The sequence below is a fragment of the Stutzerimonas stutzeri genome, from assembly GCF_009789555.1.
GTDB lineage: Bacteria > Pseudomonadota > Gammaproteobacteria > Pseudomonadales > Pseudomonadaceae > Stutzerimonas > Stutzerimonas stutzeri_R.
Genome location: NZ_CP046902.1, coordinates 512,883 through 538,567, shown reverse-complemented (window position 1 = coordinate 538,567; position 25,685 = coordinate 512,883). Strand labels below are relative to the sequence as shown.

The 25,685-nt window shown below is 63.9% G+C and carries 22 protein-coding genes; 13 read left to right on the top strand and 9 right to left on the bottom strand.

From position 1 onward, the window contains the following. Window positions 1–28: 28 nt before the first annotated feature. Together GQA94_RS02420 and GQA94_RS02415 are read right to left on the bottom strand one after the other, a co-directional pair. Window positions 29–1,813: a GspE/PulE family protein gene (locus tag GQA94_RS02420; protein WP_158186573.1), complete on the bottom strand. Its 1,785-nt coding sequence runs from the start codon at window positions 1,811–1,813 to the stop codon at window positions 29–31. 172 nt (window positions 1,814–1,985) lie between these two features. After that, the gene (locus GQA94_RS02415) at window positions 1,986–3,350 is read right to left on the bottom strand and encodes an inorganic triphosphatase (protein WP_158186572.1); all 1,365 of its coding nucleotides are present in this window, start codon (window positions 3,348–3,350) and stop codon (window positions 1,986–1,988) included. 104 nt (window positions 3,351–3,454) lie between these two features. Between GQA94_RS02415 and GQA94_RS02410 the strand changes: the two genes are divergently transcribed. From GQA94_RS02410 to argA, 4 genes are all read left to right on the top strand, one after another. Next, the gene (locus GQA94_RS02410) at window positions 3,455–4,132 is read left to right on the top strand and encodes a TIGR00153 family protein (protein ID WP_158186571.1); all 678 of its coding nucleotides are present in this window, start codon (window positions 3,455–3,457) and stop codon (window positions 4,130–4,132) included. Window positions 4,133–4,171: 39 nt separating this feature from the next. Further along, complete coding sequence (locus GQA94_RS02405; protein ID WP_158186570.1) at window positions 4,172–5,437, top strand: inorganic phosphate transporter; 1,266 nt, start codon at window positions 4,172–4,174, stop codon at window positions 5,435–5,437. A gap of 128 nt (window positions 5,438–5,565) precedes the next feature. Further along, the gene (argE, locus tag GQA94_RS02400; protein ID WP_158186569.1) at window positions 5,566–6,723 is read left to right on the top strand and encodes an acetylornithine deacetylase; all 1,158 of its coding nucleotides are present in this window, start codon (window positions 5,566–5,568) and stop codon (window positions 6,721–6,723) included. 105 nt (window positions 6,724–6,828) lie between these two features. Next, complete coding sequence (argA, locus tag GQA94_RS02395) at window positions 6,829–8,130, top strand: amino-acid N-acetyltransferase (protein ID WP_158186568.1); 1,302 nt, start codon at window positions 6,829–6,831, stop codon at window positions 8,128–8,130. Between the two features lie 52 nt (window positions 8,131–8,182). Here the strand turns inward: argA and gshA are convergent, their stop codons facing one another. The 3 genes from gshA to GQA94_RS02380 all read right to left on the bottom strand — a co-directional run bounded on the left by gshA (window position 8,183) and on the right by GQA94_RS02380 (window position 12,592). After that, window positions 8,183–9,772: a glutamate--cysteine ligase gene (gshA, locus tag GQA94_RS02390; RefSeq protein ID WP_158186567.1), complete on the bottom strand. Its 1,590-nt coding sequence runs from the start codon at window positions 9,770–9,772 to the stop codon at window positions 8,183–8,185. A 112-nt stretch (window positions 9,773–9,884) separates the two neighbouring features. Further along, entirely contained in the window at window positions 9,885–10,271 is a 387-nt protein-coding gene (locus tag GQA94_RS02385) for a PaaI family thioesterase (protein WP_158186566.1), read from the bottom strand. Between the two features lie 2 nt (window positions 10,272–10,273). After that, window positions 10,274–12,592 (bottom strand): Tex family protein, encoded by a 2,319-nt coding sequence (locus GQA94_RS02380; RefSeq protein WP_158186565.1) that lies wholly within the window; start codon window positions 12,590–12,592, stop codon window positions 10,274–10,276. A gap of 282 nt (window positions 12,593–12,874) precedes the next feature. Here GQA94_RS02380 and ompR point away from each other — a divergent pair, with 282 nt between their 5' ends. Both ompR and GQA94_RS02370 read left to right on the top strand, forming a co-directional pair. Next, complete coding sequence (gene ompR, locus GQA94_RS02375) at window positions 12,875–13,609, top strand: two-component system response regulator OmpR (RefSeq protein ID WP_158186564.1); 735 nt, start codon at window positions 12,875–12,877, stop codon at window positions 13,607–13,609. Between the two features lie 99 nt (window positions 13,610–13,708). Then, a complete protein-coding gene (locus GQA94_RS02370; RefSeq protein ID WP_158186563.1) occupies window positions 13,709–15,028 on the top strand; it encodes an ATP-binding protein in 1,320 nt (439 codons plus the stop codon). 51 nt (window positions 15,029–15,079) lie between these two features. Here GQA94_RS02370 and rimK read toward each other — a convergent pair whose 3' ends face one another. Beyond that, complete coding sequence (rimK, locus tag GQA94_RS02365; protein ID WP_025243607.1) at window positions 15,080–15,985, bottom strand: 30S ribosomal protein S6--L-glutamate ligase; 906 nt, start codon at window positions 15,983–15,985, stop codon at window positions 15,080–15,082. Then, on the bottom strand, window positions 15,982–16,449 hold the full coding sequence (locus tag GQA94_RS02360; RefSeq protein ID WP_158186562.1) for an ATP-dependent zinc protease: 468 nt from the start codon (window positions 16,447–16,449) through the stop codon (window positions 15,982–15,984). Before GQA94_RS02360 ends, rimK begins: the two co-directional genes overlap by 4 nt. 103 nt (window positions 16,450–16,552) lie before the next feature. Between GQA94_RS02360 and GQA94_RS02355 the strand changes: the two genes are divergently transcribed. From GQA94_RS02355 to GQA94_RS02340, 4 genes are all read left to right on the top strand, one after another. After that, on the top strand, window positions 16,553–16,948 hold the full coding sequence (locus GQA94_RS02355) for an RNA-binding S4 domain-containing protein (RefSeq protein ID WP_158186561.1): 396 nt from the start codon (window positions 16,553–16,555) through the stop codon (window positions 16,946–16,948). Window positions 16,949–17,085: 137 nt separating this feature from the next. Continuing rightward, window positions 17,086–17,979 carry an Hsp33 family molecular chaperone HslO gene (gene hslO, locus GQA94_RS02350; protein ID WP_158186560.1) on the top strand — a complete coding sequence of 298 codons (894 nt, stop codon included), beginning with the start codon at window positions 17,086–17,088 and terminating at the stop codon, window positions 17,977–17,979. Window positions 17,980–18,133: 154 nt separating this feature from the next. After that, window positions 18,134–19,675 carry a phosphoenolpyruvate carboxykinase gene (locus tag GQA94_RS02345; protein WP_158186559.1) on the top strand — a complete coding sequence of 514 codons (1,542 nt, stop codon included), beginning with the start codon at window positions 18,134–18,136 and terminating at the stop codon, window positions 19,673–19,675. 173 nt (window positions 19,676–19,848) lie between these two features. Continuing rightward, a complete protein-coding gene (locus tag GQA94_RS02340) occupies window positions 19,849–20,451 on the top strand; it encodes a nitroreductase family protein (protein ID WP_158186558.1) in 603 nt (200 codons plus the stop codon). A 175-nt stretch (window positions 20,452–20,626) separates the two neighbouring features. Here the strand turns inward: GQA94_RS02340 and GQA94_RS02335 are convergent, their stop codons facing one another. Next, on the bottom strand, window positions 20,627–20,875 hold the full coding sequence (locus tag GQA94_RS02335) for a DUF2790 domain-containing protein (RefSeq protein ID WP_158186557.1): 249 nt from the start codon (window positions 20,873–20,875) through the stop codon (window positions 20,627–20,629). Between the two features lie 350 nt (window positions 20,876–21,225). Here GQA94_RS02335 and GQA94_RS02330 point away from each other — a divergent pair, with 350 nt between their 5' ends. Beyond that, window positions 21,226–22,860 carry a methyl-accepting chemotaxis protein gene (locus GQA94_RS02330; RefSeq protein WP_158186556.1) on the top strand — a complete coding sequence of 545 codons (1,635 nt, stop codon included), beginning with the start codon at window positions 21,226–21,228 and terminating at the stop codon, window positions 22,858–22,860. Between the two features lie 33 nt (window positions 22,861–22,893). Here GQA94_RS02330 and GQA94_RS02325 read toward each other — a convergent pair whose 3' ends face one another. After that, entirely contained in the window at window positions 22,894–23,133 is a 240-nt protein-coding gene (locus GQA94_RS02325) for a hypothetical protein (RefSeq protein WP_158186555.1), read from the bottom strand. A 268-nt stretch (window positions 23,134–23,401) separates the two neighbouring features. Between GQA94_RS02325 and GQA94_RS02320 the strand changes: the two genes are divergently transcribed. Continuing rightward, window positions 23,402–24,319, top strand: coding sequence for an aldo/keto reductase (locus GQA94_RS02320; RefSeq protein WP_158186554.1), 918 nt, complete (start codon window positions 23,402–23,404; stop codon window positions 24,317–24,319). Window positions 24,320–24,364: 45 nt separating this feature from the next. After that, window positions 24,365–25,669: an NTP/NDP exchange transporter gene (locus GQA94_RS02315; RefSeq protein ID WP_158186553.1), complete on the top strand. Its 1,305-nt coding sequence runs from the start codon at window positions 24,365–24,367 to the stop codon at window positions 25,667–25,669. Window positions 25,670–25,685: the final 16 nt, after the last annotated feature.

Genomic DNA, 25,685 nt, shown 5'->3' with positions numbered 1-25,685 from the left:
ATTGGCCGATGAGCTTCCAGCTCGGCGGCTATTTCTGCTCGCTCTGCGGCGTTACCCGCAGCACTTCCTCCAGCGTGGTCAGGCCGGCCGAGATTTTCTGAGCGCCGGACAGGCGCAGGCTGTGCATGCCGTCCTTGAAGGCCTGGCGGCGCAGGGCGACGATGTCCGTGTCGGCCGTTATCAAGGGCTTGATCGCATCGTTGAGCAGCATGATCTCGTAGACCCCGGCGCGGCCGCGGTAACCGGTTTCGCGACATTCGATGCAGCCCACCGCCTGCTGCGCATGACCCGGTGGCGGTGCGTTCCAGGGCCTGGTCAGGGCCTGCCAGTCGTCTGCATCGAGTTGTACCGGCGCCTTGCAGTGCGGGCACAGGGTGCGCACCAGGCGTTGCGCCATGACACCCAGTAGCGTGGCGCGTAGCAGGTAGTGCGGTACGCCCAGTTCGAGCAGGCGGGTGATGGCGCTGGGTGCATCGTTGGTGTGCAGGGTGGACAGCACCAGATGGCCAGTGAGTGCCGCCTGGATCGCCATCTCGGCGGTTTCCAGGTCACGGATTTCGCCCACCATGATGATGTCCGGGTCCTGGCGCATCAGCGCGCGCACACCGCTGGCGAAGGTGAGGTCGATATTGTGCTGCACCTGCATCTGGTTGAACGCGCCCTCGATCATTTCGATCGGGTCCTCGATGGTGCAGACATTCACTTCCGGCGTGGCCAGTTGCTTGAGCGTGGTATAGAGGGTAGTGGTCTTGCCCGAGCCGGTGGGCCCGGTCACCAGGATGATGCCGTTGGGCTGGCCGGTCATGCTCTGCCAGCGGCGCAGGTCCTCCGCGGAGAACCCCAGCTGGTCGAACCCCTTGAGCAGCACGTCCGGATCGAAGATCCGCATCACCATCTTCTCGCCGAATGCGGTCGGCAGTGTCGACAGCCGCAACTCCACCTCGCCGCCGTCGGGTGTCTTGGTCTTGACCCGACCGTCCTGCGGTTTGCGTTTTTCCGCGACGTTCATCCGTCCCAGCGTCTTCAGCCGGCTGACCACGGCCATCGCCACCTGTGGCGGGAACTGATAGACGTTGTGCAGCACGCCATCGATGCGAAAGCGCACCGTACCCTGTTCGCGCCGCGGCTCGATGTGGATATCGCTGGCGCGCTGGTCGAAGGCGTACTGGAACAGCCAGTCGACGATGTTGACGATGTGCGAGTCGTTGGCGTCCGGCTCCTGATCGCTGGCGCCAAGGTTTAGCAACTGTTCGAAATTGCCGGTGCCGCTGATTTTCTGATCGGTTGCGGTGGCTCCGCTGACCGATTTGGCCAGGCGGTAGAACTCCACGGTAAAGCGCTGCAGGTCGACCGGGTTGGCCACGACCCGCCTGATCGGGCGCTTGAGCACATGGGTCAGGTTGGCTTCCCAGCTTTTCACGAACGGCTGGCAACTGGCGATGGTGACGGCCGAGCTGTCCACCGCCACGGCGAGGATCTTGTGGCGCTGGGCAAAGGCATAAGACATCAGTGGCGTGACCGCGGCCACGTCGATCTTCAGCGGATCGATGCGCAGGTAGGGTTGTCCCGCCTGCTCGGCCAGCCAGAGGGTCAGGGCCTCCAGGTCGAGCTTCCTGCCCGGTCGCGCCAGGTCATCGAGCTGTTGTGCGGCCAGAAACTCCAGCGGATGCTGCTGGGCGTTCGCCGCGCTGCGCCGAAGGGTCATGCAGTGTTCGGCGGTTTCCTGCTGCAACCGGCCCTGGCCGACCAGATCGCGCAGCAGGTCGTTGAGGTCGAGGAAGCGGTCCTGGGCGGTGGAATTCAACACGGACATGGGGCCCTTCGATCATGGCGGAGACGTAGGCCAAGCTTGCCGATAAACGCACGCCCTGTCTGCCGGGGCGGTTCAACTTTAGGGCATCGTTGGCGTGCGATCGAATCGATGCAGCGCAGGCGCAGGCGCAGGTTCGTCGGACAGGGCCGGCTTGCGCTGCGCCTGCTTGTCGCTATTTGAGCAACTGCTTCCAGGGTTTGAGCGTCCAGACCGTATGCGCCTGCGCCACCCGGGCGTCGAGCAGCTCGTTGGTCAACGGCTCCTGCGTCAGCGCGTAGAGCTTGGCCAGTTCACCATAGAGGCGGTCGCTTTCCGGCAGCTCCAGCGTCGTGCGGGCCAGATGCAGCCAGACCAGCAAGCGTTCCATGCGTGGACGTTGCTCGGCGAGGTCTTCGGGTTGCTGTTGATAGCGTTGCAGCTGCAGGGCTGCGGCTTCTTCGCCCAACAGGCGTGGCAACCAGTTGCCCAGCTCGGCGGCGCCCTGCCGATTGCCGCGGTTGTTACGCGCTGCGGTCCAGCCTCGGCGCAACAGCCACAGCGAGGCGTTCAGCGAGAACAGGCCCCAGCGCGGCTGGGCCAATTCGGCGGTGAAGTGCTCCGGTGCAGCCTGGCGGACACGTTCGTCATCCTGGCCGGCTTCGATGCGCGGGCGCCAGTCGTGTATCAGTGCGTCGAGCTGCTCGCGCAGTTCGCGGCTGGTGGCGCGCGGTGCGGCCTGGCCGAGGCTGCCGAGCAGGGCGCGCAGCTCGATCAGCTGCTGCAGCCATTCGCCGAGCAGCTTCCAGCGTCCGTTGAAGCGGTACTGTTCGGCCAACCGCTGGCTGTTGCCCAGCAGTTGCCAGGCCAGCGCGGCGAAGGCGTCATCCAGCGGCATCGCGGCCTCCAGCATCGGCGCTGGCAGGCTCAGCGAGTAGCTGTCGGCGTCATACAGGCGGTAGCCGCGCTCGGCCTTGCTGATGTCGCAGGGCATCAGCGGCAGGTCGGCCGCCAGTTCGGCAGCCAGTTCCAGCAGGGCGTCGGGCTCGCCTTGGCGCAGCTCGAGTTCAAGCTCGCAGATTTCTTCGCTCTGTTTGCCGACCACGACCTTGCCCAGGTCCAATGCGGCTTCGATGACCACCTTGGCCTTGCCCCGACCCCATGCGATTTCCGCTTTTTCACGGACGAAGTCAGTGGTGAAGATGGGTTTCAGGGTTTTCTTGTCCAGCTCGGCAAGGCTGGCGGGCCAGCAATCGTCGGTGAGCTTCCTGAGGTCGAGCTTGGCCTTGTCCAGGTACCAGTCCCACTCGTTGCGCTCGGACAGACCGGCTACGCTCTGGCCCCGGCTCTTGAGCGTCTGAATGAACTGATCGCCGTCGCGACGCAGGCGCAGCGCCACTTTGGCCTGAGCAAGTTGGCGTTCAGGCGTGTCGAAATACTGGTTGAACAGTTCATGCCGCTGCCAGCCGCCCTTGTTGCGTTTTTTCAGTAGCGGGTGATCGCGCAGCGCCAGCAGGGTTTCGCGGCTGGCGCGCAGTTTGATTTCGGTTTCTTTCTGCATGATGCCCAGATGATGCCTATGTTTGAGTGTGACTGATGTCACGCGGTAGCGGCCCTTTGAGGTCATCCGTATACTTGCCGCCTTCTGAAGCCGGGGTGTTCCCTATGCCAATCAATCCTTTCGTCAGCCTGTTCGGGCGCTCACCCATCGGTCCGATGCAGCAGCACATGGCCAAGTCTCACGAATGTGCCGCCAACTTGGTACCGCTTTTCCAGGCGATCACGGCAGAAGACTGGGAACGGGTCGAACAGATCCAGAAAGAGATGGCCCGACTGGAAAACGAGGCCGACAAGCTCAAGAAGAGCGTCCGCCAGCATCTGCCGAAAAGCCTGTTTCTGCCGGTGCCGCGCTCGGATTTGCTGGAGCTGCTGAGTGTACAGGACAAAATCGCCAACCGCGCCAAGGACATCGCCGGCCTGATGCTGGGGCGCTGCATGACCATTCCGTTGGCGCTGCAGCCGGAAATGATCGCATTCGTCCAGCGTAGCGTCGACGCCAGCTGCCAGGCCCTCAAGGCGCTCAAGGAACTGGATTCCCTGCTCGAGACCGGCTTCAGCGGTCGCGAGGCCACGCTGGTGGAGAAAATGGTCGAGGAGCTCGAGGAAATCGAGCGCGAAACCGACCGCATGCAAATCACGGTGCGCCGTGCGCTGTTCAAGCTGGAAAAGGAATTGCCTCCAGTAGACGTGATGTTCCTCTACAAGATCATCGAATGGATCGGTGACGTGGCTGACCGCGCCGAGCGCGTCGGCAACCGTCTGGAACAACTGCTGGCGCGCTGAGGCGCCAGCATCCTTTCTGGGTTCAACAGGTAATTCCTTATGTCCTTTATCGCGGAATACGGCTTCGTACTCCTGGTGCTCGCCTGCGTCTTCGGTTTCTTCATGGCCTGGGGCGTGGGCGCCAACGACGTGGCCAACGCCATGGGCACCTCGGTCGGCTCCAAGGCGCTGACCATCAAGCAGGCCATCCTCGTGGCGATGGTGTTCGAGTTCTGTGGCGCCTATCTGGCTGGTGGCGAGGTCACCGAGACGATCAAGAGCGGTATCGTCGACGCTTCGATGATACCGCCGGACCTGATGGTGCTGGGCATGATGTCCGCCTTGCTGGCGGCCGGTACCTGGCTGCTGGTGGCCTCGATGAAGGGTTGGCCGGTGTCGACCACCCACTCGATCGTCGGCGCGGTGATCGGCTTCGCTGCGGTGGGCGTCTCGGTGGATGCGGTGCACTGGAGCGGCGTCGGTCCGATCGTCGCCAGCTGGGTCGTTTCGCCGGTGCTGTCCGGAACCATCGCCTTCGGCGTATTTATGAGCGTGCAGCGTCTGATCATCGATACCGAGGACCCGTTTCATAACGCCAAGCGCTTCGTGCCGCTGTATATGTTCCTCACCGGATTCATGGTTGCGCTGATGACCCTGTCCAAGGGCCTCAAGCACATTGGTCTGGACCTCAGCGGGGGTGAGAGCTTCATGCTCGCGGTCGGCGTCGGCGTGCTGGTGATGCTGATCGGTATCGTGCTGCTGACGCGCATCAAGGTGGACGTCGAGGCGGATAAGGCATTCCACTTCTCCAGTGTTGAAAAGGTGTTCGCCGTCCTGATGATCTTCACCGCCTGCTCCATGGCATTCGCCCACGGCTCCAACGATGTGGCCAATGCCGTGGGCCCGCTGGCTGCGGTGGTCGGCGTCCTGCAATCGGAAGGCGGCGCTGCGATCACTGCCAAATCGGCCGTGCCGGGTTGGGTGCTGCTGTTGGGCGCGGTCGGCATCGTCATTGGTCTGGCCACCTACGGCTACAAGGTGATCGCCACCATCGGCAAGCAGATCACCGAGCTGACGCCGAGCCGCGGCTTCGCTGCGGAACTGGCGACGGCCACCACGGTGGTCAGCGCCTCGGCTATTGGCCTGCCGGTATCGACCACGCATACGTTGGTCGGTGCGGTGCTGGGCGTGGGTATCGCGCGGGGTATCGGCGCGCTCAACCTGGGCGTGGTCGGCAAGATCTTCATGTCCTGGCTGGTTACCCTGCCGGTCGGTGCGGGGCTGGCGATCATCTTCTTCCTGGTTCTGCGCGGCATCTTCACCTGATCGTCCGCGGTATCGGCCATCACCCAAACGCCCCTTCAATCTGACGGGGCGTTTTCGTCTGGGTCCCCTCACGGGGCGTTTCATGTTTCACTGAGGGCTCTGTTCCGACCCCGCCACGGAGGTATCCGGTGCCCATTCCTTCGCTCAAAGACCAGTTTGCCGCGCTTGTCGCTGCACCTTCGGTGAGCTGCACTCAGGCGCACTGGGACCAGACCAACCGACCGGTCATCGAGCTGCTCGCCGGCTGGCTCGGCGATCTCGGCTTCGCCTGCGAGACGCAGGAAGTCGCGCCCGGCAAATTCAACCTGCTCGCCAGCTACGGCACCGGTCCGGGTGGCCTGGTCCTGGCCGGGCATAGCGACACCGTGCCCTTCGATGCCGAGCTGTGGAGCGCAGACCCGCTGCAACTGCGCGAAGCCGATGATCGCTGGTACGGCCTGGGCAGCTGTGACATGAAGGGTTTTTTCGCCCTGATCATCGAAGCCGTGCTGCCGCTGCTCGAGCAACCATTCAGGCAACCGTTATTGATACTCGCGACCTGCGACGAGGAAAGCTCCATGGCAGGCGCGCGTGCGCTGGCCGAGGCGGGTCGGCCGCTGGGGCGCGCGGCGCTGATCGGGGAACCGACCGGGCTGCGGCCGGTGCGCCTGCACAAAGGCATCATGATGGAACGCATCGAGATTCGCGGCCAGAGCGGGCATTCATCCAATCCGGATTACGGACACAGCGCCCTGGAGGCCATGCATGAGGTGATGGGCGAGCTGCTGGCGCTGCGCCGCGAGTGGCAGAGCCAGTACCGCAATCCACTGTTCGACGTGTCGCAGCCGACGCTGAATCTGGGTTGCATCCATGGGGGCGACAACCCCAACCGAATCTGTGGCCAGTGCTCGCTGGAGTACGATTTGAGGCCGCTTCCGGGCATGCAGCCGGAGCAGCTTCGCGACGTCATTGCCCAGCGTTTGCGTCCGGTGGGCGAGCGGCATCAGGTGAAGATAGACCTGGCGCCACTGTTTCCCAGCGTGCCGCCCTTCGAACAGCCCGCCGAGGGTGAACTGGTGAAACTGGCCGAGCGGCTTACCGGCCATGTCGCCGAGGCGGTGGCCTTCTCCACCGAAGCGCCTTATCTTCAGCAACTGGGCTGCGAAACCCTGGTGCTGGGCCCGGGCGATATCGCCTGTGCCCACCAGCCAGACGAATACCTGGACCTCGACAGAATCGAACCCACCGTAAGGCTGCTGCGCGCGATGATCGAACATTACTGCCTGCTCCCGGCGGGCCGAGGATAGGAGCAGGCCCCCGCGATCTTCTTCGCAGCATGGATCTGCTCCCGGCTCCTTATCATTCGACCCGGCTACCGGGCTGGAACAGCGGTTATCTGAAGGCTTTCTGCAATGCACAACTACGTCACCTGGCTTCGCGACTCATCGCCCTATATCAATTCGCACCGCGACCGTACCTTCGTGGTCATGCTGCCAGGCGATGGCCTGGAACACCCCAATTTCGCCAACATCGTCCATGACCTGGTGCTGTTGCACAGCCTCGGCGTGCGGCTGGTTCTGGTGTTCGGCTCGCGCCCGCAGATCGAGGCGAGATTGGCCGCGCGTGGCATCGAGCCGCGTTATCACCGCGACTTGCGCATTACCGATTCGGCAACCCTGGAATGCGTGATCGATGCCGTCGGCCATATGCGTATCGCGTTGGAGGCACGGCTGTCGATGGACATGGCCGCTTCGCCGATGCAGGGCGCACGGTTGCGCGTGGCCAGTGGCAATTTCGTCACCGCGCGCCCGATTGGCGTCCTCGACGGGGTGGATTTCCACCACACCGGCGAGGTGCGTCGGGTCGATCGCAAGGGTATTGGCCGTCTGCTCGACGAGCGCACCATCGTCCTGCTTTCGCCGCTCGGTTATTCCCCGACCGGCGAAATCTTCAACATCGCCTGTGAAGACATCGCCACGCGCGCGGCCATCGATCTGCAGGCCGACAAGCTGGTGCTCTACGGCGCCGAGCGCGGCCTGCGCGACGAACTTGGCAAGCTGGTTCGCGAGCTACGGCCTCAACAGATTCCGGCGTATATCGAGCGGCTCGGCAGCAGCTACCAGGGCGAGTTGCTCGACGCCGCGGCGCAAGCCTGCAAGGGCGGCGTGCGGCGCAGCCACGTGATCAGCTACGCCGAAGATGGCTCACTGCTCAACGAACTGTTCACCCGCGATGGTGGTGACGGCACCCTGGTGACCCAGGAGCAGTTCGAGCAGCTGCGCGAGGCGACCATCGAAGACGTCGGCGGGCTGATCGATCTGATCACGCCGCTGGAGGAGCAGGGCATCCTGGTGCGCCGGTCGCGCGAAGTGCTGGAGCGTGAGGTCGAGCAGTTCAGCATCGTCGAACGTGACGGATTGATCATCGCCTGCGCCGCCCTGTACCCCATCGCCGATTCCGATGCAGGCGAGCTGGCGTGCCTGGCGGTCAATCCGGAGTACCGTCACGGCGGTCGAGGCGACGAGCTGCTTGAGCGCATCGAGGCGCGGGCGCGCAAGCTGGGGCTGAAAACCCTGTTCGTGCTCACCACGCGTACGGCGCACTGGTTTCGCGAGCGCGGCTTCGAGCCCAGCGGTGTGGAGCGTTTGCCGGCCGCGCGGGCTTCGCTGTACAACTTCCAGCGCAACTCGAAAATCTTCGAAAAGGCACTGTAAGCGCGGCGGCATGATCCCCATGGTCGCGTCCGGGCGGCCATGGGGCTGTGGGTCAGGAAGGCGTCAGGCTGGTCAGGCTTCGCTGGTAGTCCTCGACAAAGCTGTCGAAGTCCTGGGTATCGCCTGCTTCCATCTCGGCCTGTTGGGCCAGCGAGTCGCGCGCAGTTCCGTCGAACCAGGCCGCATCTGCGGCGGGCAATGCGCGACTGCGGAAATTCTCGGCGTGCTGGCGAGTCTGGCGCAGGGCGAACTGGCCGAACGTCTCGCCATTGCTGCGTAGCGCATGGAGCACCTGCGCCGACGGCGTCAGCGAGCTGTCGGCGATCTTCGCCTGCTGGGCGGCCACGGCCAGGGCATGTTGTTCGCCGCCGTGGCTCTGGTCCAGAACCGCTGCCACCTTGCCGATCTCATCGATCAGCTCGCGGGCCCAGGCTTGCAGCGTGACGTGTTCGCCACCGCGATGCAGTTCCAGCCCAGGCCTGCGGCCCTCCTTGACCACCTTGAGGAAGTTATCGTTACTGGCGCGGCATTCGCCTTCGACAAGGCAGGGGCTCTGCTGCAGCGCACAGAACAGCAGGAAGGCATCGAGGAAGCGGGCCTCGCAGACGTCGATGCCCAACGGCAGGAAGGGGTTGATGTCCAGGCAGCGCACTTCGATGTACTGGATGCCGCGCGAGCGCAAGGCATGCAGCGGGCGCTCGCCGGTGGCAGTGACACGCTTGGGGCGGATGTTCGAGTAGTACTCGTTTTCGATCTGCAGGATGTTGGTGTTGAGCTGTTGCCAACGGCCATCCGCATCCTTGGTGCCCAGCGCCGCGTATTCGGGGTAGGGCGTCGAGACCGCGTTGTGCAGGCTGCTGGTATAGCTCGGCAGGTCATCGTAGCAGGGCGTCAGGCCGGCCTGGGCGTTACTCTGGTAGCCCAGGTCGCTCATGCGCAGGCTGGTCGCCCAAGGCAGGTAGAGCGTGTCGTCATCGAGTTGCTGCAACTGGTGCGCGCGGCCCCGCATGAAGCTCGCATCCAGTGCGGGCGAGGCGCCGAACAGGTACATCAGCAGCCAGCTGTAGCGACGGAAGTTGCGGATCAGCGCGATATAGCGCCAGGACTGGTAGTCCTGAGGCGAGCGCTGGTCATCCTCGTCGGCCTGGAGCAACGACCACAGCGCCTCGGGCAGCGAGAAGTTGTAGTGGATGCCGGCGATGCACTGCATGGTCTTGCCGTAGCGCAGCGCCAGCCCCTGCCGGTAGACATACTTGAGCCGACCGATATTCGAACTGCCGTACTCGGCGATCGGGATCTGCGACTCTTCCGGCAAATGGCCGGGCATCGACGGGCTCCAGAGAAATTCATCGCCAAGCTTGCTGTAGGTGTAGCGATGAATCGCGTCCAGTTCGGCCAGCGTTCGCTGCGGGTCGGTCTCGGTGCCGGTGATGAACTCCAGCAGCGCCTCGGAATAATCGGTGGTGATCTTCGGATGCGTGAGTGCCGAGCCCAGCGCGCGAGGGTGCGGTGTCATTGCCAGCGCGCCCTGACCGTCGACGCGCAGGCACTCGCGTTCGATCCCGTGCAGGCATTGTGAGAGCAGCTCAAGGTTGGGGTGCTCGGCCAGCAATGCCAGGCGGTGGGAGAGGAGGTCGCTCAAGTTTGGGTTCCTTCACGCATCAGTCGGCACAATATGGGGCGGCGAGTGACAAGCTTCAAGCCACAGGCATCAAGAAGAAGCACGGCGGGGCGCGCATATGCCCCGCGTGCACTCAAAGGCAGGCGAAGGTCGATTGCGCCTTGGCCACGAGCTTCTCGCCGAGATGAACTTCGGCCTCCAGCACTTGGGTGCGGCGTCCGCCATGCACCACCCAGGCGCGGCAAAGCAGCTCGCCGTCGGTAACCGGGCGGATGTAGTTGACCTTGCATTCGAGCGTCACGCTGTTCGGCTCGCCGCCGTTCAGACTGTGGCTGGCCTGGCCCATGGCCGTGTCGATCAGCGAGAACAGTGCGCCGCCGTGCAGCTTGCCGTGCAGGTTGCGCAGGCCGTCGTGCATCACCAGGCGCAGCACCGCTTCGCCGTTTTCGGCCTTGAGAATCTCAAGGCCCAGCAGGCGCCCGAAGGCGCTGCTGCTTCCCACCGTTTCGACTTCGCGCACGTTTATTTCCTCAGGCTCTTGGCATTGGCGAACAGTGCCGCCATGGCGTTGTTGGCCGGTGCCGGCCTGGTTTCTGGCTTGGCGGGCTTGCGCTCGCCGCGCGCCTGGCCGCCCCGGTTGTTGCCGCCCCGCATCGTGTCGGCCTTCTCGCCTGGGGTGTCGCTCATGCGCATGGACAACCCGACGCGCTGGCGCGGGATGTCGACCTCCATGACTTTGACTTTCACAATGTCGCCGGCCTTGACCACCTCGTAGGGGTCCTTGACGAACTTCTCCGACAGGGCGGAGATGTGCACCAGCCCATCCTGGTGGACACCGATATCGACGAATGCACCAAAGTTGGTCACGTTGGTCACCACGCCTTCGAGCACCATGCCGGGCGTGAGGTCGCTGAGTTTCTCGACGCCGTCCTGGAACTCGGCGGTCTTGAATTCCGGGCGCGGGTCGCGACCGGGTTTTTCCAGTTCCTGAAGGATGTCGCTGACGGTGACCAGGCCGAAGTGTTCATCGGTGAACTGCTTCGGGTCCAGGCGCTTGAGAAACGCCGAATCACCGATCAGCGAGCGGATATCGCGACCGGTATCGGACGCGATGCGCTTGACCAGTGGGTAGGTTTCCGGATGCACGGCCGAGGCGTCCAAGGGATTGCTGCCATTCATCACGCGCAGGAAGCCGGCGGCCTGCTCGAAGGTTTTTTCCCCCAGGCGTGGCACCTTCTTCAGCTCGCTGCGCGCGGCGAAGGCGCCATTGGCGTCACGATAGGCGACGATGTTCTGCGCAAGCGTGGTATTCAAGCCGGAGATGCGCGCCAACAAGGCTACCGAGGCGGTGTTGACGTCGACACCGACGGCGTTCACGCAATCTTCGACCACCGCATCCAGCGAGCGTGCCAGCTTGAGTTGTGACACGTCGTGCTGATACTGGCCGACGCCGATGGCCTTGGGTTCGATCTTCACCAGCTCGGCGAGCGGGTCCTGCAAGCGGCGGGCGATGGAGACCGCGCCTCTGATCGACACGTCCAGATCCGGGAACTCCTTGGCGGCCAGTTCCGACGCCGAGTACACCGAGGCGCCGGCTTCGGACACCATCACCTTGGTCAGCTTGAGGCCCGGCACCTGCTTGATCAGGTCGGCCGCGAGTTTGTCGGTTTCGCGGCTGGCGGTGCCATTGCCGATGGCGATCAGATCGACGCTGTGTTTGGCGCAGAGCCGGGCCAGCACCGCCAACGTGCCGTCCCAGTCGTTGCGCGGGGCGTGTGGATAGACGGTCGCGGTATCGAGCAGTTTGCCGGTGGCATCGACCACCGCCACCTTGCAGCCGGTACGCAGGCCCGGGTCGAGGCCGAGGGTGGCGCGCGGGCCAGCCGGCGCAGCCAGCAGCAGGTCATGCATGTTGCGGGCGAACACGCCGATGGCATCGTCCTCGGCCTTTTCCCGAAGCTCGCCGAGCAGATCGGTTTCCAGATGAGTGTAGAGCTTGACCTTCCAGGTCCAGCGCACCACTTCACTGAGCCACTTGTCCGCCGCACGGCCACGGTTGGCGATGCCGAAGCGCTCGCCGATCATCACCTCGCCCGGGTGCAGGGTGCCCGGGGCTTCGTCGCCGACTTTCAGGCTGACGCTGAGCACACCCTCGTTGCGGCCACGGAAAATCGCCAGGGCGCGATGCGACGGCACACTCTTGAGCGGTTCGTCGTGCTCAAAATAGTCGCTGAACTTGGCGCCTTCGTTTTCCTTTCCCGCTATCAGACGCGCGCTCAGGGTGGCGTTGTGGGTCAAAAAGTCGCGCAGCTTGGCCAGCAGGTTGGCATCTTCGGCGAAGCGCTCCATGAGGATGTACTTGGCACCTTCGAGGACGGCCTTGATGTCGGCGAAGCCCTTTTCGGCATCGACGAAGCGCGCGGCCTCGGTATCCGGATTCAGCTCGGGATCAGCGAATATCGCGTCGGCCAGCTCGCCGAGCCCGGCTTCCAGGGCAATCTGGCCCTTGGTGCGGCGCTTCTGCTTATAGGGCAGGTAGAGGTCTTCGAGCCGGGTCTTGGTGTCGGCGAGGTCGATCTCGCGCTTCAGTTCGGGCGTGAGCTTGCCTTGTTCCTCGATGCTGGCCAGGATCGAGACGCGACGGTCGTCCAGCTCGCGAAGGTAGCGCAGGCGCTCTTCGAGCGTACGCAGCTGGGTGTCATCCAGGCTGCCGGTGACTTCCTTGCGGTAACGGGCGATGAAGGGCACGGTGGACCCTTCGTCGAGCAGCGCCACGGTGGCGGCAACCTGTTGCGGGCGCACGCCCAGTTCTGCGGCGATGCGGGAATTGATGCTGTCCATGAACCTACCTGGGTCAGTCAAACCATGCAGGCCGAGCCTGCGCGAAAGGGCGGGATTATAAAGGCAGCGGCAAGCGTGAAGCTCGAAGCTGGACGAAAAACCTGACAGAGCCACCTGTTGCGCGTTCTATCGGTATCGATCGATCGCCGCAAGACAGGGGCCGATGCGCTGTTCAAAGTCCGGTTCCTGGCCGCCTGTTCCGCAAAATCTGCTAACAATGGCTGCCAGTTGCGTTTGTCTCACTGCGCGCATAATGCGCCGATGAATTTTTCGGGGGTTCCCATGAGCAGCACTGCGTCCGCCAGCGAAGGCGAAAAGATTCTGATAGTCGATGACGACGCGCGTCTGCGGCGCCTGCTCGAGCGCTTTCTCGACGAGCAGGGCTATCGCGTACGCACCGTGGAGAGCGCCGAGCAGATGGACCGCCTGCTCAGCCGCGAGCTGTTCCACCTGGTCGTGCTGGACCTGATGATGCCCGGTGAGGACGGCCTTTCCGCCTGCGGCCGGCTGCGTGCGAGTGGCAACCAGATCCCGATCATCATGCTCACCGCCAAGGGCGACGAGGCCAGCCGGATTCAGGGACTGGAGCAGGGCGCAGACGACTACCTCGCCAAACCTTTCAATCCGCGCGAGCTGCTGGCGCGGATTCGTGCGGTGCTGCGCCGCCAGGCGCCTGTCGTGCCGGGGGCGCCAGGCAGTGAGGACCAGACGGTGACCTTCGGTGACTACGAGTTGTTTCTCGGCACTCGCGAGCTGAAGAAGGGCGACCAGGTACACATGCTCACGACCGGTGAATTTGCCGTGCTCAAGGCGCTGGTCCAGCACGCACGTGAGCCGCTGACCCGCGACAAGCTGATGAATCTGGCCCGCGGTCGCGAGTGGGATGCCCTGGAGCGCTCCATCGACGTGCAGATTTCCCGTCTGCGTCGGTTGATCGAGCCGGACCCATCCAAACCGCGTTATATCCAGACCGTCTGGGGCGTGGGCTACGTGTTCGTGCCGGACGGCAACAAGTGACTGGCAGACCCTGGGCGATGTGCCGCAAGCGCGGTGGTGCCAACGCACCCCTGCGTTCACCCTGTAGCGCGAGGCGCGTAGCTTGACTCTGCCGTTCCGATGAAAACCCCGCTCTGGTTCCCGCAAAGCTTCTTCGCACGCACCCTCTGGATGGTGCTGATCGTCGTGCTCTTCTCCAAGGTACTGATGCTGGTGTACCTGATGATGAACGAGGACGTCATGGTCGACCGCCAGTACAGCCACGGAGCGGCCTTGACACTGCGCGCCTACTGGGCGGCCGACGAGCAGAACCGCGAGCGCATTGCGGAGGCGGCCGGCCTGCAGCGGGTCAGCGCCGCCGACGTGCCGCCCAGCGAATACCACTGGCCCTACACGGAAATCTTCCAGCGCCAGATGCAGACCGAACTGGGTATCGAAACCGAAGTGCGGGTGCGTATTCAGCCGCAGACGGCGATCTGGGTACGGGCCCCAAGCCTCGGGCCAGACTGGCTGCAGGTGCCGCTTTACGCGTATCCGCTGCGCGGACAACGGATCTGGAGCGTGCTCGGCTGGTTCCTCGGCATCGGCCTGCTGTCCACCGCGGCGGCGTGGATTTTCGTCAGCCAGCTCAACCTGCCGCTCAAGCGCCTGGTCTATGCGGCCCGGCAGATCGGCAAGGGCCGACGTGTGCGGCTTCCCATCAGCGATACGCCGAGCGAGATGACAGAGGTCTATCGCGCCTTCAACCAGATGGCCGAAGATGTCGAGCAGGCTGGCCGCGAGCGCGAATTGATGCTCGCCGGGGTCTCCCACGACCTGCGCACGCCACTGACCCGCCTGCGCCTGTCGCTGGAGCTGATGACCAGCGACTCCGAGCTCACCGAAGACATGGTGCGCGATATCGAGGACATGAACGCCATTCTCGACCAGTTTCTCGCCTTCGTCCGCGACGGCAGCGACGAGCCGGTCGAAAGCGTCGACCTCGGTGAACTGGTGCGCGAAGTGGTGGCGCCCTACAACCAGTACAGCGAAAACGTACGGTTGTGCGTCGAGCCGATGCCGCCGCTGGCGCTGCGTCGGGTGTCGATCAAGCGACTGCTGGTCAACCTCATCGAGAACGCCCTGCGCTACGGCGGCCACGGCGTCGAAGTCGCCGCGCATGTCTCCGGCGACAGCAGCGCGCCCTATGTGGTGCTCAGCGTGCTTGACCGTGGGGTCGGCATCGATCCGGGCGAACTGGGGGAAATCTTCAATCCGTTCATCCGCGGCGACCGCGCGCGCGGTGGGCAGGGCGCCGGGCTGGGGTTGGCGATCGTCAAGCGCATCGCCTCGCAGCACGGCGGCGTGGTCGAGTTGCGCAACCGCGAAGGCGGTGGGCTGGAGGCGCGCGTGAGCCTGCCGCTGGGCCTGCTGCTGCCTCGGGATGCGAGGAAGGAATAGGCGCGCCAGCAGCCGGCCGGTCCGGCGGTTGTTCCGGCGTCCGGCGCTTGCCTAGCCCTTTCCCTTGGTTCTGGTCAGGTGCGGGCCGGCGTTCTTTTCCAGGTACTGGATGATCAGTCCGGCGACATCCTTGCCGGTGGTTTCTTCGATCCCTGCCAGGCCCGGCGAGGAGTTCACTTCCATCACCAGCGGGCCGTGATTGGAGCGCAGGATATCGACGCCTGCCACGCTCAGGCCCATCACCTTGGCCGCGCGAATGGCGGTCATGCGTTCTTCCGGGGTGATCTTGATCAGGCTGGCGGTGCCCCCACGGTGCAGGTTGGAGCGGAACTCTCCGGGCTTGGCTTGGCGTTTCATCGCGGCGATCACCTTGTCGCCCACGACGAAACAGCGGATATCGGCGCCACCGGCCTCTTTGATGTATTCCTGCACCATGATGTCCTGTTTCAGGCCCATGAATGCTTCGATGACCGATTCGGCGGCGGTGGCGGTTTCGCACATGACCACGCCGATGCCCTGGGTGCCTTCGAGCACCTTGATCACCAGCGGCGCGCCGTTGACCATTCGGATCAGGTCGGCGATATCGTCGGGTGAGTGCGCGAATCCGGTCACCGGCAGGCCGATGCCGCGCCGCGCGAGCAACTGCAGCGAGCGCAGCTTGTCCCGCGAGCGAGCGATGGCCACCGACTCGTTGAGCGGGAACACGCCCTGCATCTCGAACTGGCGCAGCACCGCGCAGCCGTAGAAGGTGACAGAGGCGCCGATCCGCGGGATCACCGCATCGAACCCTTCGAGCGGACGACCACGATAGTGGATCTGCGGCTTGTGGCTGGCGATGTTCATGTAGGCGCGCAGGGTGTCGATCACCACCACTTCATGGCCACGTTGCTGGCCGGCTTCTACCAGGCGGCGGGTCGAATACAAGCGTGGGTTGCGCGACAGCACGGCGATTTTCATTGGGCACCGGGAGAGGTAAGGGTCTGGGGTTTTTCCTGCACGTAGGTGCGAGCAGGGTCGACCAGCCATTTGCCGTCCATCAGGGCTTTTGATCCCAACAGCAGGCGATAGCGCATGGTCTTTCGACAGGTAAGGGTAAATTCCACCGGCCACAGATGCGTGCCCAGCGCCAGCAGTGTGCGCACCACATAGCGGGTCTGAACCTGGCCGTTGGAGCTTTTGATGATCTTGCGGGTGACGAGCGGCGCTTCGCAGCGGTGGCGTCGCTGCACCAGCGTGCCAAGGTGTGCGGTGAATCGGACCCAGCGTTTGCCGCCGCGTTCGAATTCGCTGATATCGGTGGCATGCAAGGCAGAGGTGCTGGCGCCGGTATCGATTTTCGCGCGCAGCCCGACCACGCCAAGTTCGGGCAGGGCGATCCATTCGCGCAAACCGATGATTATCTGAGGGTCGGGTTCGTTCAAAAACAGGTATCCAGTAGATTTCCGCGCATTCTAGACGGGGTGCATGACAACCGCATCTACCTGTACGACTCTATGACAACACGACGGCTGACCGAGTTGAGCGATGAGCGAAAAAGACGATGGCAAGGTCCGGTTGGACAAATGGTTATGGGCCGCGCGTTTCTTCAAGACGCGCGCCCTGGCAAAGGCCGCCATCGAGGCCGGCAAGGTGCATTGCCGTGGCGAACGTTGCAAGCCGGGCAAGGAACCCAGAATCGGTGAGGAGCTGGTGATTCGAGCCGGATTCGACGAGCGCACCGTGGTCATCCGGGCGCTGTCTTCGGTACGCCGAGGCGCGCCAGAAGCACAACTGCTGTATGAGGAAACCGCGCAAAGCCTGGCCCGCCGCGAGCATGCCGCCGCGATGCGCAAGGCCGGGACCCTGGGTGTCGAAACCGACGGCAAGCCGAGCAAGAAGCAGCGGCGTGCCTTGCAGCGGTTTCGCTCCGACGCCGGTTGAGCGGCAGCGGTTGGAGAGTCGCGACTTTCGACCTAGAATGCGGTCCCTTCTTTCAGGCGCCGTGGGCGTTGACCGAGCCGATCACGCTCGGCGCCCCAGCCACTGGCTCCGGCCTTCAACCTGCTCTGGTCATGCCCATGCTCGATTCCGATTACACCCAGCGTTTCCTTTTCGATGACACCGATGTGCGTGGTGAGTGGGTCGGGCTCGAGCGAAGCTATGCCGAGGTGCTGGCCAAACACCCGTATCCCGAGCCGGTGGCGCAACTGCTGGGCGAGCTGCTCGCCGCCGCCGCCCTGTTGGTCGGCACGCTGAAATTCGATGGCCTGATGGTGCTTCAGGCGCGATCGGCCGGTGCGGTGCCTCTGCTGATGGTGGAGTGTTCGAGCGACCGGGAACTGCGCGGCATTGCCCGCTATCACGCCGAACAACTGGCCCCGGGGGCCACGCTGGCCGAGCTGATGCCCGACGGGGTGCTGGCGATGACCATCGACCCCGCCAACGGCCAGCGCTATCAGGGAATCGTCGCGTTGGACGGCGTCGACCTGGCGGACAGCCTGTCGAGCTATTTCGCCTCGTCCGAGCAATTGCCGACACGTTTCTGGCTGGCCGCCGACGGGCGTCGTGCCTGCGGCATGTTGCTGCAGCAGTTGCCGGCCGATCGCATTCGCGATGGCGAGGCTAGAGAGGCCAGCTGGCAGCATCTGCGCACGCTGGCCGACACCTTGTCGACAGAGGAATTGCTGGCCCTGGACACCCAGACCGTATTGCACCGTCTTTATCATGAAGAGCAGGTCCGGTTATTCGAGCCGCGCCCGATCACGTTCCGCTGCAGCTGCTCGCGCGAACGCTCGGCCAACGCCGTGGTGAGCCTCGGCCAGCATGACGCCCAACAGCTGCTCGAGGAGCAGGGCGGCGCGATCACGATCGATTGCCAGTTCTGTAATCACAGCTATCGTTTCGATGCTGCCGATGTCGCCCAGCTGTTTGCCGGCGCGGGCATCGAAGGGCCTTCCGGCACCCGACACTAAAGGCTTTGGCTGCCAGGAACCTTTTCGCCATCACGGGCTCATACCCAGCGCAGCGCCTTTTCTGTCATAATCGCGCGCACTTTTTTCGATGTAGTCCCCCTTCGGGCGGGCTACAACAGCATGGAGGAATCGGCCCAGGGCCGACGGGGAACTCATGACGCAAGCCAATAACGCCGTGTACACCGATATCAGCATCGCCCAACTGATCGAAGAAGCCATCAAGCGCGGTGAGGGTGAATTGGCCGCCAACGGCGCGCTCGTCGTGAAAACCGGCCACCGGACCGGTCGCTCGCCTGCCGATCGTTTTATCGTCGAAGAGCCCGGCACACAGGGTTCCATCGCCTGGGGACCGATCAACCGACCGTTCCCGGCCGACAAATTCGATGCCCTGTGGGATCGTGTCGAGTCCTTCAACAAGGCCCAGGACCACTTCGTTTCCCATGTCCACGTAGGCTCTTCGGAAGGTCACTACCTGCCGGTGAAGATGTCCACCGCGACGGCCTGGCAGAACCTCTTCGGCCGCCAGCTGTTCATCAACCCGGCGCAGTACAACCCGGCCGGCAAAGACGAATGGCAGGTGCTGAACGTCGCCAATTTCGAGTGTTCCCCTGAGCGCGACGGCACCCATTCCGACGGCTGCGTGATCATCAATTTCGCTCAGAAGAAAGTCCTGATCGCGGGCATGCGCTACGCCGGCGAAATGAAGAAGGCGATGTTCTCGGTGCAGAACTACCTGCTGCCCGAAGCCGACGTGTTGCCGATGCACTGCGCTGCGAACATCGGCGAAGACGGCGACGTCACCTTGTTCTTCGGCCTCTCCGGCACCGGCAAGACCACCCTCTCGGCGGATGAGTCGCGCTACCTGATCGGCGACGACGAGCACGGTTGGGGCACCGGCGTGGTGTTCAACATCGAGGGCGGCTGCTACGCCAAGTGCATCGATCTGTCCGAGAAGAACGAGCCGGTCATCTGGAAGGCCATCCAGTTCGGTGCGGTGCTCGAGAACGTCGTACTGAACGAGGAGCGCATCGCCGATTACGCCGATGACAGCCTGACCCAGAACAGCCGCGCCGCCTATCCGCTGGAGCACGTCGAGAAGCGTTCCGAGAAGAACCTCGGCGGCGAGCCGAACGCGGTGATCTTCCTGACCTGCGACCTGACCGGCGTACTGCCGCCTGTGTCGATCCTGAACAACGAGCAGGCGGCCTACCATTTCCTGTCCGGCTACACCGCGCTGGTCGGCTCCACCGAGATGGGTTCGGGTAGCGGCATCAAGTCGACCTTCTCCACCTGCTTCGGCGCGCCGTTCTTCCCACGTCCGGCTGGTGTTTATGCCGAGCTGCTGATCAAACGCATCCAGGCGTTCGGCTCCAAGGTCTATCTGGTCAATACCGGCTGGACCGGTGGCGGTTACGGCGTCGGCAAGCGTTTCAACATTCCGACCACGCGTGCGGTGATCGCGGCGATTCAGAGCGGTGCGCTGGTGGGTGCCGAAACCGAGCACCTGCCGATCATCAACCTGGACGTGCCAAAGGCCGTCGAAGGCGTCGACACTCAGCTGCTCAACCCGCGCAACACCTGGGCCGACCAGCATGCCTACGACGAGGCGGCCAAGGAACTGGCGAACAAGTTCATCGAAAACTTCAAGAAGTTCGATGTCTCCGACGCCATCAAGGCCGCCGGCCCGCAGCTCTAAGCCCCGCTGCATGAAAAAAGCCGCCTTCGGGCGGCTTTTTCGTGGGCGCGCATCGGGGTTTGCCTGCGCTAGGGATCGACGTAGATGATGAATCCCATCGAGAAAGACGCATGGATTCGATCAATCCACTGCGCTTAGCATGGCCATCCCCTTTCCAGCCCGTGGAGCCGTTCATGCATATCGAAGAAGCCATCCAGACACGCCGCGCCGTCAAAGCCTACGACCCGAACTTCCAGCTGAGCCAGGAAGAAAAGAACGAGCTGCTGCAACTGGCATTGCTGGCGCCGTCGGCGTTCAATCTTCAGCACGTTCGTTTCGTTGAAGTCAGCGATCCGGCGCTGCGCGCGCAGATTCGCGAGGTGGGCTGGAACCAGGCGCAGATGACCGATGCCTCGATGCTGGTGGTGGTCTGCGCGCAGGTCGATAGCTGGGAGAAGAATGTGCGTCGGGTCTGGGAGGGCACGCCGCCGGACGTGCAGGATTACATGGCCGGCGCGATCGATACCTACTACCGCGACAAACCCCAGGTGCAGCGTGACGAAGCCATGCGCAGCTGCGGCCTGATGGCGCAGACGCTGATGCTCGCCGCACGGGGCAAGGGCCTGGACTCCTGCCCGATGGACGGCTTCGATTTCGAGGCGGTGGGCAAACTGATCAACCTGCCGGACAACCATGTCATTGCCATGATGGTCGCGGTGGGCAAGCGCACCGTCGAGCCGAAACCTCGTGTCGGCAAGCTGCCGTTCGACGAGGTGATCATCCGCGATCGCTTCTGACCAGGTCAAAACGGGGCACCCGAGAGGGCACCTCGTTTTGACGGTCGGTCGGCTTGCACCGTTGGGGTAGGCCGGCTGGGCCAGGGATCAGTCACGCCAACCTGCTCGTTCCTGACTGTTCGACCCCTGGGTTGCGGCCTCTGGCCGCAATTCGCCGAGCGGGGGATACCGCCTTTCAGTTCTGGTTCTTGCAGGTGTCGGCCAGGGTCCGATACGACAGCTTGCGCACCTCGCCCGCGGAGTCGCGGTACGTCATGACCGCGTCGGTGACTTCGCAATAAGGGGTCGGCTCGACTTTGATCGACAGGACCGAGGCGATATCGACCTTGGTGCCGTACGTGTAGGTTTCCGGTTCGCCGCTATTGGCATGAACGAGCGAGGCGAAGGAGAGCAAAAGGGCAGAGGTCGCTAGGGTAAAGCGCATGGCAAGCATCCTGTTTCTGGTTCGTATGTCTGTCCTGTTCACAAGCCGCATCACCCGATCCGGCTTCGCTTATGGTTGTATTCAGGAACCCGGTCATCGTAGAAGTAGTAAGCCTGCTAACGATAATTGTCGATTCCAATGAGCGTCATTGATTGAAATGTCTCGCCGTCGCGCTTGCCTTGCTGCCTGTGCTGGCGGCTCCGCGGTGCTGACACGTTTCTCTGCGGCATCAGCGTGCCGGTGTTCCGGGCCGAAGGTGCGCTTGCCGAGCGCATGGAACAGTCGACCAGCGGCCTCTTGCGGTTGGGGAAATGGCCGATAGCCAGACACCCCCTCAAAGGAGCGCCGCCATGCCCCGCGTTCTCGCCGATCTCGGTTTCCGCTGGAAAATCACCCTGCCGATAGGTGTTCTGGCCCTGCTGCTGATGCTGATGGGCGTCTTCGGCATGCGCGGTATCGAGCACGTCGCAGAGTCCAGCCAGCGGTTGGCGACGCGGCACTTGCCTGCCATCAGCTTGCTGCTCAATGCCGACCGAGACCTGTACCAGGCGTTCATTGCCGAGCGCAGCATGCTCGACAGCGATGCTGGCGAATACCGGCAGGAACTGCACGACAGCCATGCCGAAAATCTCCGGCAGGCCTATGAGCGCGTCCAGGCATACGCCGCCAAACAGCCGAGCAGCGAGGCGCTCGCGCTGGTCGAGCAATTCAACCGTGGATTCCGGCAATGGGCGGACGTCTCGCGGCGTGTCATCGATCAGGTCGACCTTGACCCGCTGGCGGCCAGCGCGCTGAGCTTCGGTGACAGCGAAGCGCGCTTCGATGCCATGCGCGATGCCATCGATAAACTGGGCGAGCTTGAAGACCAGGCCGCCGCCAGGGAAGGCGAGGCGGCGATTGCCGAGGGGGCGGCAACGGCCAGGCAACAGGCGATGGTTCTGAGCGCCGGCCTGCTCGGCTGCGTGCTGCTCGTGCTCGGGCTACCGCTGGTGGTGTTGCGGCCGTTGCGACGGTTGCTTGAGCGCATGCACCAGATTGCCGAAGGCGACGGTGATCTGCGGGACAGGCTGGAGGTGCGTTCGGCCGATGAGCTGGGCCAGCTCGGCGATGCCTTCAACGGTTTTCTAGACAAGCTGCAGCCACTGATCGCCGACGTTGGACGGGTCACCGCCGACATCGAGGGCGCGGCGCGGGGCATGGCGGACATGGCCGCGAGCAATGACCGGCTGATCAGCAGTGAGCATGCAGCCGTCGACCAGGTCAGCACCGCCGCCACCGAAATGAGCGCCGCCGTGCATGAGGTTGCGCTCAATGCACAGAACGCCTCCGATGCCGCGGGCCAGGCCGAGATTCAGTCGCGCAAGGCCGCCGCGGTGGTCAGCGACACCATTCAGTCGATTCGCCAGCTTGCCGGGGAAGTGGAAGGTGCCGCCCGCACGATCGAGGCGTTGGCGCAGGAGGCGTCCAGCATCGGGGCGGTCCTGGATGTGATTCGCGGCATTGCCGAGCAGACCAATCTACTGGCACTCAACGCCGCCATCGAGGCCGCGCGTGCCGGTGAGCAAGGGCGAGGTTTTGCGGTGGTGGCCGACGAGGTGAGGGCGTTGGCTGCGCGGACCCAGGAATCGACCCGAGACATTCAGGTTCGCATCGCGCGCCTTCAGGACGGCGTGGGCAAGGCTGTCCAGGCGATGCAGGTGGGAAGCGGCATCGCCCGCGACAGTGTCGAGCGCGCGAGCGGCGTCGACCAGGTACTGGCTGACACAACGCTCGCGGTGCAGCGCATCAACGACATGGCCGCGCAGATCGCGGCGGCCTGCGAGGAGCAGAGCAGCGTGACCGAAGAGGTCGCGCGGAACATCACCGATATCCGTGATGTGTCCAACGATGCCGCCGCCAACTCCGCCCAGGGGATGCGTGCCAGCCAGCAGCTCTCCGGGCTATCGCAACGGCTTGCGACACTGGTCGGTCGGTTTCGCGTCTGAAGCGAGTGGCCCTGGCAGGCACTGCCGGGGCACCTATTGGGAAACGATCGGTCCCGCCCCCGGCGCGCCGCGCAGCACCTTGCCGAGGCCGGTGTCGGCGGGCAATAAAAGCAGGCTGACGATGAATACCAACAAAAGACCAAGCGTGTAGGCCAGGCTGACCAGTTTCTGGCGGCGCCGCCGCTGGGTCTCGAGTGGTCGGGCAGCTCGGTCCCGGGGTTCGGGCTGCGGCGCCGATAACGGTTGGTTGGGTTTGGGCGGATGGCTGGGCATTGTGTCTCGATCTGTTGCGAACCTGCACCGCCACCTGCGGGCGGGCGCAATGTAGTAGCCGTTGCGCCCGTAAAGTAGACCTGAAATGCAGGCTATTTGCCAGCATTGCGGCGTCTGCGCCGCGTAAAACCGTCCGGGTCGCCATCGACGCCCGTCTGGCAGCCTTTTGAAACAAACGGAAAAGCTCTGGACGGGGCACGCGCCGATGCATCGGCGCAGGTCGACCATACTCAAGCGTCGTCGTCGCCACGAATTGGAGAATCCGCTCATGCAGACGCGCCGCCAGCTTCTTCACCGTACCGCCGTGCTGACGGCGATCGCCGCCCTTGGGCCATTGATGCCAACGGTCACGCGGGCTTCGCAATCGTTGCACATGCGGCCGATACCCGTTTCGGGTGAGAAGCTGCCGGTGATCGGGCTGGGCACCTCGCGCACCCATGATGTCGGCCTCGATGATGCCGAGATGAGCGCACTGCTCGATGTGCTGCGGGTATTCGCAGAAGGCGGTGCGCGGGTGATCGACACCGCCCCGAGCTATGGCAATGCCGATCGCGTGGTGGGCGAGCTGGTGCGGCAACAGAACGCCCGTGAGCGGGTGTTCCTGGCGACCAAGGTGTCCTCCACGGGACGCGAGCGCGGTCTGGCGCAGATCGAGGCGGGGTTCCAGGCGCTGCAGACCGACAGCATCGATCTGGTGCAAGTGCACAACCTGCAGGACACCCACACACAGCTCGGTGTGCTGCGCGAGCTGAAGGAGGCGGGTCGCATTCGTTACATCGGTATCACTCACTACCTGGAGTCGGCGCATGAGCGCTTGCTCGATGTGCTCGAGAAGGAGCCTGTCGACTTCGTCCAGTTCAACTATTCGGTCGGCGAGCGCAATGCCGAGAAGGGGCTGTTGCCCTATTGCGCCGACAAGGGCATCGCCACGCTGATCAATCGACCCTTTACCCGTGGCAACCTCCTTTCGCGGGTCAGGGGCATGCCACTGCCCGACTGGGCGGCCGAAATCGATGCCAGTTCCTGGGCGCAGCTGCTGCTCAAGTTCATCCTCGCCGCGCCGGCAGTTACCGCCGTGATCCCGGCGACCTCCAATCCGCGTTACATGGCCGACAACCTCATGGCGGGGCAGGGCCGTTTGCCGGATGAGCGGCAACGGCGGCTGATCATCGACGCCTTCAGCTGATTGCTGCGGTAAGGCCGCTTGGGATCGAAGCCGACGGGAGGCCGCGTGCTCGCAGATCTGGTTACGCGATTTTGCACATCGATCAACGCCCGTCCCGGAGAGCTGCGCGCGGCGTTGGCAGGGTTCGGGCTGTTTTTCTGCCTGTTCACAGGCTACTTCATGCTGCGGCCGATCCGCGAATCGATGGGCATTCAGGGCGGTGTCGACAACCTGCAATGGTTATTCACCGCCACCTTCTTCGCCATGTTGCTGGCGGTGCCGCTGTTCGCCTGGCTCAACTCACGGGTGGCGCGCATTCACTACATCGATTGGGTATACGGCTTCTTCTGCCTCAACCTGATGCTGTTCGCCGGCTTGTTCTACGTGCTGCGCGACAGCCTCTGGCTGGCGCGGGTGTTCTACGTGTGGATATCGGTCTACAACCTGTTCGTGGTGTCCGTGGCGTGGAGTCTGATGGCCGACGTGTTCGATGCGCCGCAGGCCCGTCGCCTGTTTGCGTTCATCGCGGCGGGCGCCAGCGTCGGCGGCCTGTTCGGGCCTGCCATGAGTGCATTGCTGGTGGGGCTGCTGGGGCAGTTCGGCCTGATGCTGCTGGCGGCGCTGCTGCTGGCCGTTGCCGTAGCGCTCAAGCATTACCTGATGGCCTGGCGCGAGGTGCTTGGCGCGGGCCGACCCGGCGCCGAAACGGCCGAAAGCCCTCGCCGACCGGTGGCTGGCAATCCCTTCAGCGGACTCACGCGGGTACTCGGTTCGCGCTATCTGATGGGCATCGCCGTGTTCGTCCTTCTGCTGACCACGGCCAGCACCTTTCTTTATTTCGAGCAGGCGCGACTGGTCGCCGAGCTGTTCGAGGACCGATCCGAGCAGGTGCGGGTATTCGGCGTCATCGATTTCGTGGTCCAGGCCGGTGCGCTGCTGTCTCAGCTGTTCATCACCGGACACATTGCCCAACGCCTCGGTGTGCGGGTACTGCTCACGGCCGTGCCGGCACTGGTTTGCCTGGGCTTCGTCGGCCTGGCACTGGCTCCGACCTTCGCCGTTCTGGCGGCGGTCATGATCGTGCGCAGGATCGGCGAGTACGCCTTCGTTCGTCCTGGGCGGGAAATGCTGTTCGCCCCGCTGGACGCAGAGAGCAAATACAAGGTGAAGAACTTCATCGACACGGTGGTCTATCGCGGCGGCGATGCGTTGAGCGGATGGGCCAAGAGCCTGCTCGACAGCCTCGGCCAGGGCGCGGCGCTGGTGGCGCTGGTCGGTGCCGTCTGTGCCGGGGTCTGGGGTGCCGTGGGCTGGTTTCTGGGCGCACGCGCCGACCGTTCCAGCGCGGCAGCGATGGCTGAGCGTGGTTAGCGCCTCGTGCGGCCCC